14 protein-coding genes and 3 pseudogenes are annotated in these 15,230 nt (G+C 69.6%); 7 read left to right on the plus strand and 10 right to left on the minus strand.

All coding sequences use genetic code 11. The features are described from left to right. Nucleotides 1-149 precede the first annotated feature (149 nt). Nucleotides 150-1,058 carry an NADP-dependent oxidoreductase gene (locus tag BFF78_RS01355; RefSeq protein WP_069776560.1) on the plus strand — a complete coding sequence of 303 codons (909 nt, stop codon included), beginning with the start codon at nucleotides 150-152 and terminating at the stop codon, nucleotides 1,056-1,058. A gap of 193 nt (nucleotides 1,059-1,251) precedes the next feature. Here the strand turns inward: BFF78_RS01355 and BFF78_RS49615 are convergent. From BFF78_RS49615 to tap, 4 genes and pseudogenes are all read right to left on the minus strand, one after another. Then, nucleotides 1,252-1,936 (minus strand): annotated as a pseudogene (locus tag BFF78_RS49615) (transposase); the annotation flags it as partial. A 66-nt stretch (nucleotides 1,937-2,002) separates the two neighbouring features. Then, complete coding sequence (locus BFF78_RS01365) at nucleotides 2,003-2,740, minus strand: class I SAM-dependent methyltransferase (RefSeq protein ID WP_069776562.1); 738 nt, start codon at nucleotides 2,738-2,740, stop codon at nucleotides 2,003-2,005. 130 nt (nucleotides 2,741-2,870) lie between these two features. Beyond that, nucleotides 2,871-3,425: a telomere-protecting terminal protein Tpg gene (gene tpg, locus BFF78_RS01370; RefSeq protein ID WP_069776563.1), complete on the minus strand. Its 555-nt coding sequence runs from the start codon at nucleotides 3,423-3,425 to the stop codon at nucleotides 2,871-2,873. Nucleotides 3,426-3,429: 4 nt separating this feature from the next. Further along, nucleotides 3,430-5,592, minus strand: a complete 2,163-nt coding sequence (tap, locus tag BFF78_RS01375; protein ID WP_069783299.1) for a telomere-associated protein Tap — start codon at nucleotides 5,590-5,592, stop codon at nucleotides 3,430-3,432. Between the two features lie 214 nt (nucleotides 5,593-5,806). Here tap and BFF78_RS47705 point away from each other — a divergent pair. From BFF78_RS47705 to BFF78_RS42425, 5 genes and pseudogenes are all read left to right on the plus strand, one after another. Next, nucleotides 5,807-6,117: pseudogene (locus BFF78_RS47705) on the plus strand (aminoglycoside phosphotransferase); the annotation flags it as partial. A gap of 193 nt (nucleotides 6,118-6,310) precedes the next feature. Beyond that, nucleotides 6,311-6,811 (plus strand): MarR family winged helix-turn-helix transcriptional regulator, encoded by a 501-nt coding sequence (locus tag BFF78_RS01380; RefSeq protein ID WP_069776564.1) that lies wholly within the window; start codon nucleotides 6,311-6,313, stop codon nucleotides 6,809-6,811. After that, entirely contained in the window at nucleotides 6,802-8,058 is a 1,257-nt protein-coding gene (locus BFF78_RS01385) for an MFS transporter (RefSeq protein ID WP_069776565.1), read from the plus strand. The genes BFF78_RS01380 and BFF78_RS01385 overlap by 10 nt, the downstream gene beginning before the upstream one ends. Nucleotides 8,059-8,113: 55 nt before the next feature. After that, nucleotides 8,114-9,460: an IS630 family transposase gene (locus BFF78_RS01390; RefSeq protein ID WP_079161050.1), complete on the plus strand. Its 1,347-nt coding sequence runs from the start codon at nucleotides 8,114-8,116 to the stop codon at nucleotides 9,458-9,460. 79 nt (nucleotides 9,461-9,539) lie between these two features. Beyond that, nucleotides 9,540-10,263, plus strand: a protein-coding gene (locus BFF78_RS42425; RefSeq protein ID WP_418346605.1) for an IS5 family transposase whose coding sequence is annotated in 2 segments (ribosomal slippage) — nucleotides 9,540-9,886 and nucleotides 9,885-10,263 — 726 coding nt in all. Because the reading frame shifts where the segments join, the coding sequence is not laid out codon by codon here. Nucleotides 10,264-10,721: 458 nt separating this feature from the next. Here BFF78_RS42425 and BFF78_RS01400 read toward each other — a convergent pair. From BFF78_RS01400 to BFF78_RS01405, 3 genes and pseudogenes are all read right to left on the minus strand, one after another. Then, a complete protein-coding gene (locus BFF78_RS01400) occupies nucleotides 10,722-11,084 on the minus strand; it encodes an aldo/keto reductase (protein WP_069776567.1) in 363 nt (120 codons plus the stop codon). 7 nt (nucleotides 11,085-11,091) lie between these two features. Continuing rightward, nucleotides 11,092-11,214: pseudogene (locus BFF78_RS49980) on the minus strand (aldo/keto reductase); the annotation flags it as partial. A gap of 72 nt (nucleotides 11,215-11,286) precedes the next feature. Beyond that, on the minus strand, nucleotides 11,287-11,883 hold the full coding sequence (locus BFF78_RS01405; protein WP_069776568.1) for an NADPH-dependent FMN reductase: 597 nt from the start codon (nucleotides 11,881-11,883) through the stop codon (nucleotides 11,287-11,289). 102 nt (nucleotides 11,884-11,985) lie between these two features. Between BFF78_RS01405 and BFF78_RS01410 the strand changes: the two genes are divergently transcribed. After that, nucleotides 11,986-12,822, plus strand: coding sequence for a helix-turn-helix domain-containing protein (locus BFF78_RS01410; protein WP_069776569.1), 837 nt, complete (start codon nucleotides 11,986-11,988; stop codon nucleotides 12,820-12,822). Nucleotides 12,823-13,194: 372 nt separating this feature from the next. Here BFF78_RS01410 and BFF78_RS49200 read toward each other — a convergent pair whose 3' ends face one another. From BFF78_RS49200 to BFF78_RS01420, 3 genes are all read right to left on the minus strand, one after another. After that, a complete protein-coding gene (locus tag BFF78_RS49200) occupies nucleotides 13,195-13,632 on the minus strand; it encodes a recombinase family protein (protein ID WP_250637881.1) in 438 nt (145 codons plus the stop codon). Between the two features lie 73 nt (nucleotides 13,633-13,705). Next, nucleotides 13,706-14,125: a recombinase family protein gene (locus BFF78_RS49205; RefSeq protein ID WP_250637882.1), complete on the minus strand. Its 420-nt coding sequence runs from the start codon at nucleotides 14,123-14,125 to the stop codon at nucleotides 13,706-13,708. A 282-nt stretch (nucleotides 14,126-14,407) separates the two neighbouring features. After that, nucleotides 14,408-15,172 (minus strand): NAD(P)-binding domain-containing protein, encoded by a 765-nt coding sequence (locus tag BFF78_RS01420; RefSeq protein WP_069776570.1) that lies wholly within the window; start codon nucleotides 15,170-15,172, stop codon nucleotides 14,408-14,410. Nucleotides 15,173-15,230: the final 58 nt, after the last annotated feature.

Here is a 15,230-nt window from a genome sequence, read left to right on the forward strand (position 1 = left end):
ATCCTATCCAGAAATCATACATAGCGTGTGATGCAAGACACCCCACATCGACTTCATGTTTCACACAGGCTGTGTGATATACCGAGAAGGCAATCACACAAGCTGGATGATTCAGCGTGTGCCCCCGCCTCGCTTTCCTGGAGTTCTCGATGTCCACCGCAATCACCTACTCCCGCTACGGCGGCCCGGACGTGCTCACCCTCAGCCAGGTCGACACCCCCGAACCGGGTCGGGGCGAGGTCCGGATCAAGGTCCGGGCAGCCGCCGTCAACCTGATCGACCTGAAGATACGCTCCGGGATGATGGACGGCGTCTTCCCGGTCGAGTTCCCGGTGCTGCCGGGCTGGGACGTGGCCGGCGTCGTCGACAAGGTCGGCGAGGGCGCCACCGCTTCGGTCGGCGACGAAGTCTTCGGCGCCGCCTCCGTCGGCGGCTACAGCGAGTACGCCCTGCTCGATCAGCCGGTCGCCAAGCCCAAGGAGGTCTCCTTCGACACCGCCGCCGCCATGGTGACCGTGGGCGAGACCGCCTACCGCGGCCTGCACCACCTGGGTGTCAAGGAGGGCGGCACCCTGCTGATCCACGGTGCGGGCGGCAGCGTCGGCACCATCGCCGCCCAACTCGCCGCCTCCCGGGGCATCACCGTGGTCGGCACCGCCGGCGAGCACGACATCGAGCGCGTCACCACGCTCGGCGCCACCGCCGTGGCGTATGGCGAGGGATGGGTGGAACGGGTCCAGGCCGCCGCCCCGCAGGGCGTGGACTACGTCTTCGACGCCTCCGGCGCCGGTGTGCTGACGGACTCGATAGCTCTGGTCGGCGACGCCGCCCGGGTGATCACCATCGCGGACATGTCCGCCGCGCAGCACGGGGTGCGTTTCACCGGCGGGGATCCGGCCGACCGGTTCTGGCAGGCCCTGCCGCAACTGGCCGATCTCATCGCCCTCGGCAAACTCGACGTCCCCGTCTGGCGCACCTTCCCGCTCGCCGAGACTGCGCAGGCGCACGCCGACATCGAGGCCCGCCGCGCCCGGGGCAAGGTCATCCTCACGCCCTGACGCCGCAGCCCGCTGCCTCACCCCTTCCTTGCTTCATGCGGCGTGGGTGAGACAGCCCCGCTGGCCGCCGGAACCCCGTCCAGCCGCGCCGGGGCCGCAGCCAGGTCCTCCCACCGGTCGACTGCGGCCCTGTCCGGAAGCCCTCAAACACGCGGACCTGATCGCAGCGTTCGCAGTACCTGGATCTGGATCAAGTGCCCTCGATGACGGGGAGTTCGCCGGTGTGGTCGATCCATGCGGAGCGTGTGGTCAGCCGCGGTTCCAGGCCACTGCCCGGACAGAAGATGGGCCATGCGCCGGGCGTCGTAGCCGGCGTCGAAGACGACCAGGATGTCGCGGTCGCCGAAGTGCCACCAGCCATCTCGCTCAGGCCCGTGGCCACCCGGCGGACCTGTGGTCGACGGTGACCTCGGCGACGTCGTCGGCCGGACCGGGACGGACGGCGTCCAGGAGCCGGCACCAGGTCGTCCGGCCCGATTCGAGCGCGGCGACGAAGGGGTCGGGCCATCCGGGTATGAACTGGTCCGAGGAGCGGCCACTGCGGCCGTAGAGGTGGCAGAACAGGCGATCCGCGCTGGTCGGGACGTCCGGGCGGAGCCAGTGGCTGATGTCGACCGCGAGGACCAGACGCCCGTCGGCGGCCTGCGGCATGGGCGGACCGTACGGCACCTGCCGCAGCCGGGGCACATCGATGTTCCCGCGGTTCAGCGCGTCGTACATGGCGTCGTGTTCGCGCCGGTGCTCGGCCACCAGCGTCAGGTAACCGGCGCCCTCACCGGCCCGTCCGCGCACAGCAACACGTCTGTGGGGTCGAACAGTTCGTCCCCGCGCGCCGTCAGGCAGTCGAATACGCCGTCCCGAAACCGGGGAATCACCATACGAGCGATCACGTCCGGGACATTGTTCGAGGACGGAGTCCCAAGAGCAGCTCAGTCGGCGCAACGTCATGCCTTCAAGGCGACCAGCCGGTACAGCGGGTCCGGGCGTGCCGCGTCCTGGTCCGGAAGCTCGGCGAGCCGTTGGCATACGTCGGCCACCTGGTCCTCGGTCGCGTGCGCGCACCAGGGGATGCGGCCCGCCGCGATCACCTCCCGCCACCTGCGCGGGCTGCGGCCCTGCCCTGTTCCGGGGAACTCGGTCTGCCCTGCGAGACCCAGCCCCCGCTCTGCCGCCCAACCAAGCACCCGGGCGGAGCCGTCGGGCACTCGGGGTGCGTACTGGCGCCGCAACTCCGCCGTGACCTGGGCGATGTCACTGCCCTCGACGAAGTATGCGTCGTCCTTGTCGACGGTGGTGATCAGCACCCCGCCGGGCCGCAACACCCTGGCCGCCTCAGCCAGCACCGAGGCGGGGTCCGGCAGCAGATGCAACAACCACACGATCACGACGGCGTCCACCCCGTCCGAGGCGAAGGGCAGCCGCGTGGCGTCGCCGCGCACGACACCTCCCGGAACCCGCTGCCCGGCAAGGCCCAGCATCCCAGGCGAACGGTCGACGCCCACCACCATCCGCTCCGGACTCAACAGCCTCCTGGTCACGATGCCCGTGCCGCACGCGATGTCCAGGATCGAGCAAGGTCCTTGCGGCAGCAGCAGTTCCACCGCGTCTGCCGCGGCCAGGGCTCTCGGTTCACCACCTCGGGACGCGTCGTAGTTCCGGGCCTCGTCGTCGTAGTCGATCACCCGTCCATCCTGTCCGAGGGGTCTGCCGCACGGGGCACCTTCTACAGCCATCCTCAGAGCATCGTTCGAGGCCGGATCAAGGAGAAGCTCAGGCACAGCCCAGGTGAGCGGGAGCAGCGACCGCCGATGATCAGAAAGATACGTCGATGTAGTCGATGTCACGGAGGGTGACGTGGAGTTGGGCGGCGCGGCGTCCGCCGTCCTTGAAGTACACCTCCTGCAGTCCTTCCGCCACGATGTCGCGCATCTGCTGATCGCCGGCGCCCTGTGCGTGGGCGTCGAACAGGCGGCGCGCATACTCGGGGGGAAGATGGACGGTCAGGCGTCTGAGGCGGGCGTCGTCGGTCGTGCCGATCGGTGCGGTGTAGCCGAACTGGGCGCGTGTTTCCACGGTGATCCCACCGGTGGTGGCCGCCTGCTGCTGCCGGCGCTTGCGCACGCGAGGCTGCCAGCGAGCGCGTACGGCGGCATCGATCTTGTCCTGGATGTGCCGCGGCGGGTGTTTGCGGGCACCGCGCCGGTAGCGGTTGACGGAGTCGGCGGTGATGCCGAGCTCCGCCGCGACGGCCTTGGCCGTCTTCAGCTGCCCCAGCAGGTAGCTGATCTGGCCCTTGAGGGTCTTGGGCGGTGCCTTGGTGAACGCCTCCTGGCCGGCGCGCTCCAGGGCGTCGTCGATGTCACCCACAGCGCTACTCCCCTTCGTGGACGACTGCGTCGTGGCCGTCGCCCTTGATGTGGCGGGCGGGATTGTGGCCCTGCTCCATCACATCGACCGCCCAGGCCATCGCCTGCACGCCTTCGAGCTTCGCCAGACCCGGGGTGGGTCCGAGGCGGAAGGCGCCGGGGATCGGCTTGCCACTGGTGCTGTAGGGCAGGAAATCCAGCGGGCTGCGGCCGGGGCTGGGGTAGACGACGCAGTCGGACAGCACCGCAAGTGGGTACCGGCCCGTCATCTTGGCCATGTTGAGCATCTTGCGGTGCATGTTGACGCGGGCCTTGCTGATGACGGCAGCGCGGATGTCGGGGCGCCAGCTCGGGCGCTCCAGCGCCGGCCACCGCTCCCCGTCCTTGTAGTGGCGTCCCTGCGGCCGCTCGCGCAGTTTGCCGACGCCGCCCTTGACGGTGGCCTTGATGGCCGCGAGGACGGCCGCCAGGCCGGCATCGAGCTGCTTGTGGCGTTCCATCGCGGCCAGGAACTCGGGGTCGCTGAGGTCCTTGGTGACACCGAGGTCGGCGAGGGTGTCGACGTAGGCGTTCTTGAGCCGGTCGTGCCACGGGTCCAGGTACGCGCCGGTCTCGCGCCGCAGGTAGGCCTCGATGGGCTGGACGGCGTAGCCGAGTTCCTGGGCGTAGGCGACGGTGTGCGTCTGGTACCAGGCGGGGCCCTCGGGCCGCCGGCCGGACGGCGTGAACGGCGACGGCAGGCGCGCATCCAACTCGATGTGGGAAAGGTCCACCAGCCAGGAGCCGGGGATCCGCTTGTCGAAGTCCGGGCGCTTGACGTACTGCGGGCCGGACAGGCCGACGACCAGGCGGGCCGCAGCCGCGAGGAAGGCCGTGTTCAGGTCCAGGCCGACCGCCCACGGAAGGGCTGCCTCCTCGCCGGTGAGCAGGTCGACGTCGCGCACCCACTGGTAGGCCTCCTCATCCAGGAACCCGCCCGTCCAACCGGTCGCCACGACCACGGGGTGCTCCTGGGGGGCCTCCGGAGGCGCCGGGTCGACCGGCTCGCTGCCCAGCGAGCCCGGGTTGTGGCCGGAGACCCAGGTGCCGGTCGCCGGATCCTGCACCGCCCTCGTGGGTGGGCGCAGTGCGGTCATCAGCTCCAGCCCGGACACGGCCGTCGACCCGCGCGGGGTGATGACGCGCTGAGCGTAGATGCCCAGGACGCGGGCGATGTCGGCCGGCTCCATCTCCGCCACGCCCGGCCACGCCCTGGCATCCAGCGCGTCCCAGGACAGGACGGCGAGCTGCACGCACTGCCGCTTGCCCGCCTGCGCCGGGCGGTAGATCCGCGCCCACGGCCCGAAGCCGCGCTGGGTGAGCTTCCACTTCGCCTTCGTCACCTGCTTGACCACCGGATGGTCGGCGGGCAGGCGCAGCAAGCGGCGCTGCTCAGGGCCCTCCAGGCGCTCAGGCAGGCCCAGCTTCACGGCAGCTGCAGCGGTGAGCACGATCAGCGGATCGCAGTCCTTGCCGTAGCGGTGCAGGCGCGGCGCACCGAGCCCGGATGCGGCAAGCGTCCACTCCACCAGCTCCGCAACGGTGCGTGCGGGACAGTCCAGCACGATCCCGCCCGTGCCGTAGGCGCAGCCGTCACCATCCAGCACGGCCAGCGGGCCGTGCGGGAAACGCGGGTCAGCGCCACTGTCCACGACACGCTTCGCGGTCGAGCGGTTGGATCGCTGCGGGGCCGGTCCGGGGGTGGGCTGGCCTTCCTCGACGGCAGGGGATGCGGGTTGCCGCGGTGCGGCCGTGGCCGGCTTGCCGGGCAGCACCCCGGAAACCGGCTCATCGTGCCCAGGGGACGCCAACTCCCTGCCACTCGCTGGGGTATGCGTGTCAGGTGCCGCTACGGGGCTGGTCGCGGCCGGAGCGGCGGCGTGCGGGTACTTCGCCGCCCAGCCTTCCAAGAGCCGTTGATAGGCCTGCAGACGTGGGGGCCGGGGCTCGGTGCGCCCGTTCTCCCAGTTCTTGACCGTCTGCACCGTGGACCGCAGGACCTGGGCCAGTTTCGTCTGGGACACACCGGCTGCCTCACGCAGCCGGGCCCGTTCAACCGGAGCCGGCAACTGCGGCAGATCCTCCAACAGCGCGTCCACCGCCTCGAAAAGCTCTTCCTGGCTCGGCACCACATCCACCTCCGCCGCCACACTAGCGGAAAATTAACCCCCATACCGGTCACAGAATTAACCCCACCGGGATTTGCGGCCGCCTCACTGTGACATCGCCCGGGAGTCGGCCATCTCGTTCGATAGTTGTCCGGTGACCTCTGTCGTCGAAGCTTGATCACTGCTACCGCACAAGCAGTACACCGGGGCCGCCGCCGCACTACCGTGGCCCCGCATGACCCACACCGAGATCGAGATCACCGCGGAATTGGTCCGCAGCCTGCTGCATGACCAGCACCCCGACCTGGCCGATCGCCCCTTGAGGCTCGGGGCGCGTGGCTGGGACAACCAGCTGTGGCGGCTCGGCGAGGTTCCCCGGCCTTGGATCGTCACCACCTGGGTACCGGGTACACCCGCCGACTGCGCTCCCGCCACAAGCACGGCGGAGACAGCCGACGCCCTGGCAGCATTCCTGACGGCTCTTCACCGACCCGCCCCGACTCTGCGCCTGCCGGCGGATATGGCCGCGGGGGGCCGCCGGCCGACTGCACCCAGCAGTCCCCCAGCCTGCCGCAGCGCCACGGCACCGAAGACACCGGGGAGCAATCGCCAACTCCCTCGCCCAGCCGGGAGCGAAGACCCCTTACGCCCCAACTGGGCGATTGCGTGAAGTCCTCATCGCCAGCCGGGACACAAGAAAAGCAACAGTGCTTATATAAGCGCTGTTATGATGCGTCGCATGGCCGGCACCCACGCGCTCGACCCGACGCAGCAGAGCCTCTGGCGGCCCCTGCGGCTACTGCAGGCGTCCATAGACGCCGACATCGCCCAGATCTACTCCGAGCAACAAATCGACGGGCTCAAACCCAGCTATGTCATGGAGCTGCTCCGGCTCCACGCCTGCGGCCCCATGACCATCGCGGAGCTGGCCGACTCGGTCCAGCGCACGCATTCGGCACTCAGCCAGAAGGTCGCCGCGATGCGGAAGGCTGGCTGGGTCCAGACCGTCGTGGGCGACGACGCACGCACCAGGAAGGTGACGCTCACCGACAAGGCCCGCCGCGTCGTCGGTCGCCTTGCGGCAGAATGGCGGGCCACCGAGGCCGCCCTCGCTGACCTGGAAGCCGAGATCCCCTACCCGCTCTCCCAGGTCGTCACCGATATCGAGCGGGCTCTGGAGCGCAAGAGCTTCCACGACCGGATCGCCGAGAAACTGGCCGAGGACCCCGCATGGGGCTGAGGCACACGCTGATCGACGTGGCTCCGTTACGGTCGGCACCACGGTTCCGACGGTTGTGGATCGGCCAGACCCTGTCCGCTTTCGGCAGCCAGATGACGCTCGTCGCCGTCATGTTCCAGGTCTGGCAGATGACGAAGAGCCCCACGTGGACGGGTGCCGTCGGGCTGGCACAGGCGGTTCCGCTCATCGCGCTCGGACTGTTCGCCGGATCGCTTGTCGACCGAGTGGATCGCCGGAAGTTCTACCTGCTCACGACCAGCGGACAAGCCGTGTGTTCGCTCCTCCTCGCGCTACAGGGCTTCCTCGGGCACGTTCCCGCCGCCGGCGTACTGGGGCTCGTCGCACTCCAGTCATGCTTCGTCGCAGGCGGCGGACCGGCCTCGCGCACCTTCATTCCGCACCTTCTGCCCAAGCACCGACTGGCCGCAGGACTGGCGTTGACACGAATAGCCTTTCAGGGCGCCATGCTGCTCGGTCCGACGCTCGGCGGATTGATCGTGGGCGGGCCGGGAGTCGGCGCCTGCTACCTGATCGACGCCCTGACGTTCGTCGCGGCGTTCTACGGTGCCTTCGGCTTACCGCCGATGAACCCCGGAGACGAACCTGCACGGCCCGGACTGCGGGGGGTGCTGGACGGCCTGGCCTTCTTGGGCCGCACCCCCGTCATTCGCGGGGCCCTGCTCACGGACCTGGCCACCACCGTGTTGTCGATGCCTTTCAGCCTGTTTCCCTTGATCAACGCCGAACGGTTCGGTGGCAACCCACGCACCCTCGGACTCTTCCTCACGGCCGTCGCCGCCGGCGGCGTCGCGGCGTCACTCTTCTCGGGAACCTTCACCCGCTTCCCCCGCCCCGGCCTGGTCATGCTGGGCGGTTCCGCCACCTGGGGCACAGCGTTGACGCTGTTCGGCATGTCACCCAGCCCATGGGGCGGTTTGGCCTTCCTCGTCATGGCCGGCGCCGCCGACACCGTCTCCGTCGTCTCCCGGAGCACCGTCGTCCAGATGCACACGCCTCACGAGCTACTTGGCCGCGTCAGTGCAGCCGAACAAATCGTCGGGCAAGCCGGACCCGACATCGGCAACATGCGCGGCGGCCTGGTGGCAGCTGCCACCTCGGGAGCAGCAGCCCTCGTCAGCGGTGGCCTGCTCTGCCTCGGCGCCGTGGCCGCGGTGGGCGCCACGACGGCGGACCTGCGCAGTTCCTCCGCGTCCTCCTCTGCCCACAAAGCCTCGGCCAGCCCATAAGAAGTCCTAGTGTGATGCGCCTGAAATCGCAGGCTTAAGTCTGTAGCCTGTTTTCATGTCTCGGGGTCCTCGTGCCGTCGAAGTTGTGCTGTCCGATGAGGAGCGCGCCGAGTTGTTGCGCTGGGCGGGCGGGGCAGTGGCGCCCCGTCTCGCCGAGCGGGCACGCATCGTCTTGGCGTGTGCGGATGGGAAGCCGAATACGCGTGTGGCGGCGGAGTTCAAGGTAACCGCGGACACGGTGAGGAAGTGGCGCTCGCGGTTTGCTGCCCGGCGGATGGCCGGGCTTGCGGATGAGCCGCGGCCGGGCCGACGCAAGTCGGAGCTGGTGCTCAGTGATGACGAACGGGCTCAGCTGACGCGTTGGGCGAGGCGCGCGAAGACCGCGCAGTTTTTGGCTCTGCGCGCGAGGATCGTGCTGCGGTGCGCGGAGGGCGGGACGAACAAGCAGGTGGCGGCCGAGCTCGGGGTGAGCGAGCAGTCGGTGAACCGCTGGCGGGCCCGGTTCGTCAAGCGGCGGCTGGACGGTCTGGTCGACGAGCCGCGGCCCGGCCGGCCGCCGTCCATCCTGCTCGACCAGGTCGAGGACGTGGTCGTCGCGACGCTGGAATCCGCCCCGGGCCAGGACACCCACTGGTCGCGGGCCTCCATGGCCGCCCGCACCGGGCTGTCGAAGTCCACCATCGGGCGGATCTGGAAGAAGTTCGACCTCAAGCCGCACCTGCAGGACGCCTTCAAGCTCTCCACCGACCCGCAGTTCGTCGCGAAGGTCGTCGACGTCGTCGGCCTGTACCACAACCCGCCGGAGAAAGCCGTGGTGTTGTGCGTGGACGAGAAGAGCCAGATTCAGGCGCTGGACCGCTCGCAGCCGGTGCTGCCGATGATGCCGGGCATGCCCGAACGGCGCACCCACGACTACCTGCGACACGGCATCACCAGCCTGTTCGCCGCCTTCAACATCGCCGACGGCACTGTCATCGGTGAACTGCACCGCCGCCACCGGGCCGTCGAGTTCAAGAAGTTTCTGGTCACGATAGACAAGGCGGTTCCTGCCGGGCTCGATGTGCACCTGGTGTGTGACAACTACGCCACCCACAACACCCCCGAGATCAAGACCTGGCTCGGCAAGCACCCCCGCTTCCATGTCCACTTCACTCCGACCGGCTCTTCCTGGATCAACCAGGTCGAGCGGTGGTTCGGCCTGCTCACCGACAAGCTCATCCGCCGAGGCGTCCACACCTCGGTGAAGGCGCTGGAGGAGGACATCAGGGCCTGGATCGACTCATGGAACGAGAACCCCCGGCCCTTCACCTGGACCAAGACCGCCGACGAGATCCTCAAATCCCTCGCCGACTACCTCACCAAGCTCACTCCGCCAGCCACCGAAAATCAGCGAGAGACTTAAGCCTGCGATTTCAGGCGCATCACACTAGCAGAAGTGGTTGATCATGTGACTGCTGGCCTATCCGCTCGTTGGTCTGGTCGTGGGGAAACGTCAGTCACGGCCGTGGATCGTGTCGGATGAACTGTGGGCCCTGATAGAACCGTTGCTGCCCAAGCCGGGGCCGAAACTGGTCGAGGGACGGCCGAGGGTGCCGGACCGGCAGGCGTTGTGCGGGATCCTGTTCGTGCTGCACACCGGCATCCAGTGGGAGTACCTGCCGCAGGAGCTGGGCTTCGGTTCGGGCATGACCTGCTGGCGGCGGCTGGCCGCGTGGAACGAGGCCGGGGTGTGGGACCAGCTGCATGTGCTGCTGTTGAAGAAGCTGCGGTCGGCGAGGAAGCTGGACTGGTCCCGGGCGGTGATCGACTCCTCCCATGTGCGGGCGGCCCGCAGGGGCCCAAAAGCGGTCCCAGCCCGGTCTCACCCAACTCCTGCCCCTGCTCGACAAGATCCCCGCCGTCGCCGGGGTTGTCGGCCGGCCCCGGCACCGGCCCGACGCACTGCTCGCCGACCGCGGCTACGACCACGACAAGTACCGGCGCCTGCTGTGGCAGCGCGGCATCCGTCCCGTGATCGCGAAGCGAGGCGAGCCACACGGCTCCGGCCTGGACATCTTCCGGTATGTCGTCGAACGGACGATCGCCTGGCTGCACGGCTTCCGTCGCCTGCGCATCCGGTGGGAGCGACGGGACGACATCCATGAAGCCTTCCTCGGGCTCGCTACATGTCTCATCACCTACAGACACGTCCGACGCCTTTGTTAGGACCTCTAAGGCGAGCGGGCGACGGACATCGCGCCGTCGACCAAGAGGGGTCATCAGGGCCTCGCGCTCATGGTCCGGGGTCGAAGCCGGGCCGCCCCCAGAGCGCTTCTGGGAGGCCCGCACATACGTGTGCAAGAGCGCCAACCGGGACTGGACAGATGTGCCACGTGACCGTCCCGCTCACGAGACCGATGTCCCATAAACCCGTTCAGACGCTATGACTGCCAACCGGCGAACTATGCCAATCAGCGATCCCACCAGGCGGGCAGCTCCTGGGCGTCGAGCAAGAACCCACACCGCCGACCGGGCAACACACCGATCGCCGGTTCGACGCTGTGGCGACGCTGGAAGTCACGGGCACCCTCCCGGTTCCACTCGGTGAACCGAAAAGCCTTGCTCCGCCTCGTGTGTGCTCGCTGCCGGTGAGGGCGGCGAAGTCGTAGTGCGCCAGGGCGTGCTCAGAACCCGGCGGGCAGCCGGGGCGTGTACGGACGCTCCAGCACAGCGAGTTCGTCGGCGGTCAGCCGGACGTTCAGCGCGGCCGCTGCGTCGTCCAGGTGGCCCGGGCGGGTCGCGCCGACGACCGGGGCGGTGACCACCGGGGTGCCCAGCACCCAGCCGAGCGCGACCTGCGCCATCGGCAGGCACCGGGCCCGCGCGAAGGACTGCACGGAGTCCAGGATCGGCCGGTCGACGTCCGCGCGGGACAGCCCGAAGCCGCCCGGGCCGTCGCGCATCGGCAGGCCCACCTTCGTCGCGAGGACGACGTCTTCGCGCCGGGTGTTGCCGGACCGCGCGGCCGACCAGCTCCTCCGGGGCACCGCCGCCGTACACGTTGGCGGTGCCCCAGAAGGTGATGCCGAGCTCGACCGCCCGCCGGAAGACCGCCGCTGCGGCCTCCTCGTCAAGCGCCCACCGGTTGTGCCCGCGGCCGCTGCCGCCGAAGCCCATGCAGCCGAGCGCGATCCGGCCGACCGCCGGGTCGGTGCCGCCGGGCTTGACGTACTCCGTCGTTCCCCCCGCTCACGCCGGGTACGGTTCGGCGGCCCGCGCTTGCTTCAACGCGCCCGCCCACCACGACAGTTGGTCGAGCATGGTCTTGGCGTAGCCGGCCGCCTGCGGGTCGTCCGGGCGGCCGTCCGTCCAGGCGGTGAAGTAGTTCGGGAAGGCCAGGCCGTCCCGGATGGTCACCGCGTGCAGCTCGGTCAGCACGTTCTCCAGGTGCAGCACGGCGTGCCGGCCGCCGGCCGCGCCGCCGTAGCTCACGAAGGCGACCGGCTTGGCAGTCCACTGGGTGAAGTGCCAGTCGATGGCGGCCTTCAGCGAGGCTGGGTAGCTGTGGTTGTACTCCGGCGTGACAATCAGGAAGGCGTCCGCGCCCTCCAGGGCCTCGGCCAGGCCGGCCATCCCGGCCGGGCGGGGGTAGTCGGCGCCCGCGAACTTCGGCGAGGCGGCGGGCAGCGCCAGTGGGAGGTCCACCTCGGCCAGGTCGACCACCTCCACCTCGAACCCGCCGTGTGCGACGGCCTGTTCGGCCACCCACGAGGACACCACCGGGCCGAACCGGCCCTCCCGGACGCTGCCGACGAGGATCACCAGCTTGTGCGTGTTGTTCTCCATGGCCACCACCATCGGCCCGCCCGCCGGCCGCAACCAGACCGCGCCCAGGCTGGCCCCCGCAGGGCCACCCTCCGTGCTGCCGCCAACCGTTACGCTCGCCGCATGGGCACACCACTGGGGGACTTCATCCGCGCCAAGCGCGACAGCATCCAGCCCGAGACGCTCGGTCTGCCCGACTACGGCCGCCGCCGCTCGCCCGGGCTGCGCCGCTCCGACCTGGCCGTCCGCGCCGGCATCAGCGTGGAGTACCTGACCCGGCTGGAGCAGGGCCGCGACCGCAACCCCTCCCCCGCCGTGGTCCACGCGCTCGCCGACGCCCTCAGCCTCGACCCCGCCGAGCGAGGCCACCTGCGCTACCTCGCGAAGATCACCGGCGGCGCCTGCGCCGGCCGCACCCGGCCCGCCCCGCCGCCCCGCGATGTCCGCCCGGCCGTCCACCAGACCCTGCGCCTGCTCGAACCGGGCGTCGCCGCCGTCACCAACCGCCTCGGCGACATCCTCGCCCACACGAGCGGCTACGCCGCCGTCCTCGGCGCGGCCGGCCTGCTCGACGTCCCGGCTCCGAACCTCACCCGCTACGTCTTCACCGACCCCCGGTCCCGCGCCCTCTTCCCCGACTGGGACGAGGTCGCCGACGAGCAGGCCTTCGATCTCTGGCTCGGCCCCTCGGCCGAGAACTCCGAGTGGCTCAGCACCGAACTCGCCCCCGTGGCCGGCCCCGAGTTCACCCGCCGCCTGGGCAACCACCGCGTTCCCCGCCGCGGCCCGCTCCGCCTCCAGCACCCGGCCGGGCCCGAACTCCGCCTGCTGCGCGAGACCTTGGACCTCACCGCCGATGCCCAGCAGCTCCTCGTCATGCTCCCCGCAGACGAGGACACCGCCGCCCACCTCGACCGGCTCACCCAGCCGACCCCGGCCCGCCTGCGGGCGATCTCCTGAGCATGGCGAGTTCGACGATCCGGTCCGCCTAGGGACGGCTTCCAGCCTTGTGTGGTGTCCACGACCAGGCAGGGGACGTTGCGGCGAAACCGGGACCCGCGACTCGATCCGCTGTTCCCCCTCCGCGATGCGGTGCAGGAGATCGGCGTCCACGTGAACGGCGTGCCAAAGCACTTCGGCGGCTCGGCGGGTGATGCGCACGCCGGCGAGTTCGGGATCGACGACACAGCGCACGACGCGGATGCTTGCCAGGTCCGCGAGCGACTCCAGGACCGTACGCCACAGGCGGTCCTGGAAAGCCGCCTCCGCCACCACGCTCGTGGACGACTTGGCCCTGTTCTCCCCCGAAGCTGCCGCAAAGCGAGAAGTAACTCAGCGTATCGTTAGGGCCTTGGCTTCTGTGTGAGGTTCAGGAACCTCGCTGCCGGTGAGGGCGGCGAAGTCGTGCTGCGCCTGGGCGACGGCCTCGGGGTACGTCTCGCGCTTGGCGTGCTCCGCGGGAGCCCGGTGGCTGCCGGCGACGGAGGGATTCTGTCCCTTGCGCTTGCCAGTGGGGATGATCAGGTCCGGCTGGATCTGTTCGACCCACTCCCCGTTCGCCCGGCGCCGCAGCTTGGTGTGCCGCATGTCCTCGGTGATGACCGGTGGCCGACCGCCGTGCTTTCCCTTGCGGGTGGCGGTGTCGAGCCCCTCCAGCGTCGACTCCCGGATGATCTCCCGTTCGGTCTCCGCCATCGCGGCGAAGAATGCGAACAGCAGCTTCCCCGGCCCGATGGGGGCGTAGATGCCAGGCAGGGGCCCGGCCGGCATTCCCAGGACCAGTCCGCGGGCGGTGAGGTGGTCGGCGAGCGCGGTCAGTTCGCGGCATCGCGGCCGAGCCGCTTCATCTCGTACAGATGACCCGGCAGTGCGGAACGTACGCCTTGACCTCCCGCGCCGTCCTCAGCGCCACCTCGAAGGCCGGCCGTACGCGGACGCGGGTGCTGATCTTCTCGTTGAAGATTTTGTCCCTCGGGATGCCGTGCTTGCTGAGCGCGTCGAGTTGGGAGACGAGTTCCTGCCCGAGGGTCGAGCAACGGGCGTAGCCGATGGGATGTCCGCGCTCGGCAGAACCGGGTCGATGGGTGCCGGGGGCGGGGTGCCGGGCCGCCAGAGGCGCCAGGGGCGCCCGGGGCTGCGGCCAGCCCGGGTTGGCACGCGGCGCCTTCTTCAGTCCGGGGGACCATGGTGAAGCGGCGGGTTTGGTAGGCGGAGGCGAGCGCGCCGACGCGCGAGGGGCAGGGTGAGCCGGGTGGTGCCTCACACTGCGGACAGGCGCTCTGCTCGACGTCGCAGGCGTCCGACCGTTCGGCCGTAGATGGCTGCTGAGGGTCCGTCATAGGCTCCGGATTTTCGCACCTCGCAAGTCTCAGAATGGGTCCGTCCCGCTTGCGAGTGAGAACAGTTTCTGAGAGTTGATCGAGGATCGGAGGTGGCCCGGCGGCCACCTCTTGATCTTGCTCGCACAAAGGACGGCACCGTTTGCGAGAGGCGTGCAAGGGGTCGCCGTTCCAGGTCGCGGGCGCCAGTCCCCACCGGGAGGCTGTTACTTCAGATCGGAGAGGAGGCCGTCCAGGGCCTCCTTGAGGGCTGCGGCGTTGGCCGGATCGAACCACGTGGTGCGGATCCGCTCGTTGTTCCCATTGGGCGTCTCGTGGTCGGCAGCAAGTTGATGCAGAGGGCGGCTCGCCTCATTCAGTGAGCGGCCGACGTTCTGGAAGAGGCCGCGAACATACTGGTCGGCGGCGTCGGGGGCGATGCCGTGGTCGGTGGCCCACGAGGTGAGCGTGGCGAGGTAGACGTAGTGGGCGGTGAGGGTCCCGGTCAGTGCGGAGAAGACGTTGAAGGCGTCCTCGTCCGCGACGGAGAGCGCCCCGCCCAGCTGTTCGAAGAGAGCGTCCACCACCGGGTGCGAGGGGCAGGTCACGGTGACGGAGCGACGCTCGCGCACGGCGGGCAGCGGGATGGCGCGGACGATCGGGGCGCCGGTGGCGAGGGTTCGACGCAGGTCGTCGATGGCGACGCCGGCCATCAGGTTGACCACGGTCTTGTCATTGGCCACCTTCAGCCCGGCGAGCGCCTCGTGGTGGTCCTGGCGGCGCACGGCAATGATCACCAATTCGGAGCGGTCCACCACCTCCTGGTTGTCGGCGCACACCTGGATGTCCTCGAAGCGCTCGGACAGTTCGGCGGCGACGCGGGCTCCCCGGGGAGAGAGGAAGACCTCCGGCGACGCACCGCCCCCGCTGCGCAGGCCCTCGACGAGGGCCTTGCCGATCTCGCCCACTCCTGTGATGCCGATTCGCTGCACTGTGTCGTCCTCCGTGGTGCGCGGTGGTCGTGGCTCGTGTGGTGCGGCTCTGTAGGGT

The sequence above is a fragment of the Streptomyces fodineus genome, assembly GCF_001735805.1.
Taxonomy (GTDB): domain Bacteria; phylum Actinomycetota; class Actinomycetes; order Streptomycetales; family Streptomycetaceae; genus Streptomyces; species Streptomyces fodineus.